Below are 4,003 nucleotides of genomic sequence, written 5' to 3'. Positions count from 1 at the left end.
CCCCTGTTACCGCCGTGAAAGGGCGGTGTCCTAGGCCTCTAGACGAATGGGACACAGTTGATACGTTATACTCTGTATCGAGTGAATACTCATCAATGTCTGTAGGCTAAACATCAATGCTAATTACCTATAATAAAGAACAAAACCCTAAGGATCTAAACCTCTGTTACCGCCGACTCTTTATAAACCAAAGTAGGCGATGTCCTAAGCGCTATTTCTAGACGAATGGGACACAGTTGATACGATATACTCTGTATCGAGTGAATGCTCATCAATGTCTGTAGGCTAAACATCAACGCTTTATAGATCATCAAACAACTCTTTCGAATTATGTTCAACCATCTTAAATATGGTATCCCATAGGGGATTCGAACCCCTGTTACCGCCGTGAAAGGGCGGTGTCCTAGGCCTCTAGACGAATGGGACACAGTTGATACGTTAAACTCTGTATCGAGTGAATACTCATCAATGTCTGTAGGCTAAACATCAATGCTAATTACCTATAATAAAGAACAAACCTAAAGGATTCGGACCCCTGTTACCGCCGACTCTTTATAAACCAAAGTGGGCGATGTCCTAAGCGCTATTTCTAGACGAATGGGACACATTTGATACGTTATACTCTGTACCGAGTGAATACTCATCAATGTCTGTAGGCTAAACATCAACGCTTTATAGATCATCAAACAACTCTTTCGAATTATGTTCAACCATCTTAAATATGGTATCCCATAGGGGATTCGAACCCCTGTTACCGCCGTGAAAGGGCGGTGTCCTAGGCCTCTAGACGAATGGGACACAGTTGATACGTTAAACTCTGTATCGAGTGAATACTCATCAATGTCTGTAGGCTAAACATCAACGCTTTATAGATCATCAAACAACTCTTTCGAATTATGTTCAACCATCTTAAATATGGTATCCCATAGGGGATTCGAACCCCTGTTACCGCCGTGAAAGGGCGGTGTCCTAGGCCTCTAGACGAATGGGACACAGTTGATACGTTAAACTCTGTATCGAGTGAATACTCATTGGTGTCTGTAGGCTAAACACCAGTGCTAATTACCTATAATGAAGAACAAACCTAAAGGATTCGAACCCCTGTTACCGCCGACTCTTTATAAACCAAAGTGGGCGATGTCCTAAGCGCTATTTCTAGACGAATGGGACACAGTTGATACGTTATACTCTGTACCGAGTGAATACTCATCAATGTCTGTAGGCTAAACATCAACGCTTTATAGATCATCAAACAACTCTTTCGAATTATGTTCAACCATCTTTAATATGGTATCCCATAGGGGATTCGAACCCCTGTTACCGCCGTGAAAGGGCGGTGTCCTAGGCCTCTAGACGAATGGGACACAGTTGATACGTTATACTCTGTATCGAGTGAATACTCATTGGTGTCTGTAGGCTAAACATCAACGCTAAATGCTACAAAGCAACAAGGATCCGAACCCCTGTTACCGCCGACTCTTTATAAACCAAAGTGGGCGATGTCCTAAGCGCTATTTCTAGACGAATGGGACACAGTTGATACGTTAAACTCTGTATCGAGTGAATACTCATCAATGCCTGTAGGCTAAACATTAATGCTAAATGCTACAAAACAACAAGGATTCGAACCCCTGTTACCGCCGACTCTTTATAAACCAAAGTGGTCGATGTCCTAAGCGCTATTTCTAGACGAATGGGACACAGTTGATACGTTATACTCTGTATCGAGTGAATACTCATTGGTGTCTGTAGGCTAAACACCAGTGCTAATTACCTATAATGAAGAACAAACCCAAAGGATCCGAACCCCTGTTACCGCCGACTCTTTATAAACCAAAGTGGGCGATGTCCTAATGTCTATTTCTAGACGAATGGGACATAGTTGATACGTTATACTCTGTATCGAGTGAATACTCATTAATGTCTGTAGGCTAAACATTAATGCTAATTATCTAATTAAAGATCAACAAGTAAGTGGTGGAGCTACACGGGATCGAACCGTGGACCTCTTCACTGCCAGCGAAGCGCTCTCCCAGCTGAGCTATAGCCCCTCTTACTTAATGCTTTTGAATATGCTACCAGAATAACCTGACATCATGTCTCAACTGCGAGGCGCATTCTATGCAGCATACCCAAAAGTGTCAACTCGTTTTTTAGGAATTTATTCTATTTGCTACAAATTCAATCGCTTTGGATATTCTTTGCGCAGATCTTTCTTTTCCGATTAAGAACAAGGTTAAATCTAACGCTGGAGACTGTCCAGCGCCTGTAACCGCAACACGTAACGGCATGCCAACTTTACCCATACCAACATCAAGTTCCGTGGCAGTGGCTTCGATAGCGTGGTGAATATTCTCTACACTCCAATCATTTAGTTCAGATAACTTTTGATTGAACAATGTTAAAGGCTCTAGTGCCACACCTCGTAAGTGCTTTTTAGCTTGTGCTTCGTCGAAATCGTTAAAATCTTCATAGAAATAGCGACTAGAAGCGGCTAACTCTTTTAATGTTTTAGCGCGTTCAGATAATGCAGTCACAATTTCAGTTAACGCAGGGCCATTACTGATATCAATTTTTTGGTCATCCATGTGCCACTGTAAATGTGTTGCTACATAAACAGGATCAAGTGACTTTATATAATGCTGGTTTAACCAAATTAGCTTATCGGTATTAAAAGCAGAAGCCGCCTTATTGATATCATCTAATTTAAACAGCGTTTTCAATTCTTCCATTGAAAATACTTCTTGATCGCCATGTGACCAACCTAAACGAACAAGATAATTTAATAGTGCTTCAGGTAAATAACCATCATCACGATATTGCATCACACCTACAGCACCATGACGCTTAGATAACTTGGCACCATCGTCACCTAAAATCATCGATACATGAGCATATTCAGGAATTGGGGCGCCTAGTGCTTTAAGAATGTTGATTTGGCGCGGAGTATTATTGATATGATCTTCACCACGAACAACGCAAGTAATACCCATATCCCAGTCATCAACGACAACACAGAAGTTGTAAGTAGGAACACCATCGGTGCGCTTAATGATTAAATCATCAAGCATATCATTTGAAATTTCGATGCGCCCACGAACGTGATCATCAAATATTACACTGCCTTCGACGGGGTTTTTAAAGCGAACAACAAAAGGCTCGTCAGTATCACGAGGAGCAAGGTTACGACAGCAACCGTCGTATTTTTGTTGTAAACCCTGTGCCGATTGCTCTTCACGCATTTTTTCAACACGTTCACGTGTGCAATAGCATTTGTACGCAGAGCCATTATCTAGCATTTGCTCAATAATTTCGTTGTAACGATCAAAACGCTTAGTCTGATAATAAGGACCCTCATCCCAAGTCAAACCTAACCAGTTCATACCATCAAGAATAGCATCACAGGCTTCTTGAGTTGAACGTTCAATGTCTGTGTCTTCAATACGCAGTACGAATTCACCATTATTAGCACGTGCGTGTAACCATGAATACAGAGCAGTACGGGCACCACCTACATGAAGAAAACCTGTTGGACTTGGGGCAAAACGCGTCTTAGTTGTCATAATCGGACACTAACCTATTTATAAACGTCTATAAAAAGACAAACAAAAAAATGTAGCGTCATTCTAACAGTCTAACTGAGTAGTTGAAATGGCGGACGCGTAAACCTGAGGCGGTTTTTGAATTTTCTTTATTATTAAACTCAATCTCTTGTTTAACAAAGCATCAAAGCGAACAATTTTAGCCCGACTGACATTTTTTTAAATAAAAAGCGTTGACAGGCTTTGCTCGCTGCCTATAATACTGCCCCACACAGCGAGGTCGATTAGCTCAGCTGGGAGAGCACCTCCCTTACAAGGAGGGGGTCACTGGTTCGAGCCCAGTATCGACCACCATGATTTTATTTATGAAGTCAATGTTGTTAATTATATCCCAGGTCGCTTAGCTCAGCTGGGAGAGCACCTCCCTTACAAGGAGGGGGTCACTGGTTCGAGCCCAGTAG

Annotated in this window: 1 protein-coding gene and 6 tRNA genes; 1 reads left to right on the top strand and 6 read right to left on the bottom strand. The window is 41.9% G+C overall.

The window, feature by feature from the left end:
* Positions 1-350: 350 nt before the first annotated feature.
* The 6 genes from AAEY93_RS20105 to gltX all read right to left on the bottom strand — a co-directional run bounded on the left by AAEY93_RS20105 (position 351) and on the right by gltX (position 3,563).
* Positions 351-426 (bottom strand) — tRNA-Glu (locus AAEY93_RS20105).
* A gap of 296 nt (positions 427-722) precedes the next feature.
* Positions 723-798, bottom strand: a tRNA-Glu gene (locus AAEY93_RS20100).
* A gap of 118 nt (positions 799-916) precedes the next feature.
* Positions 917-992 (bottom strand) — tRNA-Glu (locus tag AAEY93_RS20095).
* A gap of 296 nt (positions 993-1,288) precedes the next feature.
* Positions 1,289-1,364, bottom strand: a tRNA-Glu gene (locus AAEY93_RS20090).
* 611 nt (positions 1,365-1,975) lie between these two features.
* Positions 1,976-2,051 (bottom strand) — tRNA-Ala (locus tag AAEY93_RS20085).
* A 102-nt stretch (positions 2,052-2,153) separates the two neighbouring features.
* Entirely contained in the window at positions 2,154-3,563 is a 1,410-nt protein-coding gene (gltX, locus tag AAEY93_RS20080) for a glutamate--tRNA ligase (protein ID WP_351079389.1), read from the bottom strand.
* A gap of 257 nt (positions 3,564-3,820) precedes the next feature.
* Between gltX and AAEY93_RS20075 the strand changes: the two genes are divergently transcribed.
* A tRNA-Val gene (locus tag AAEY93_RS20075) sits at positions 3,821-3,896 on the top strand.
* The last annotated feature ends 107 nt before the right edge of the window (positions 3,897-4,003 follow it).

The sequence above is a fragment of the Shewanella sp. CAL98-MNA-CIBAN-0140 genome (genome assembly GCF_040309905.1).
Taxonomy (GTDB): domain Bacteria; phylum Pseudomonadota; class Gammaproteobacteria; order Enterobacterales; family Shewanellaceae; genus Shewanella; species Shewanella psychromarinicola.
The sequence above is the reverse complement of the archived record's forward strand: the minus strand, read 5'-3'. Positions and strand labels throughout refer to the sequence as shown.

Excerpts from the sequence above, each read along its gene's own strand:
- gltX (WP_351079389.1), bottom strand. The coding sequence starts at position 3,563 with ATGACAACTAAGACGCGTTTTGCCCCAAGTCCAACAGGTTTTCTTCAT.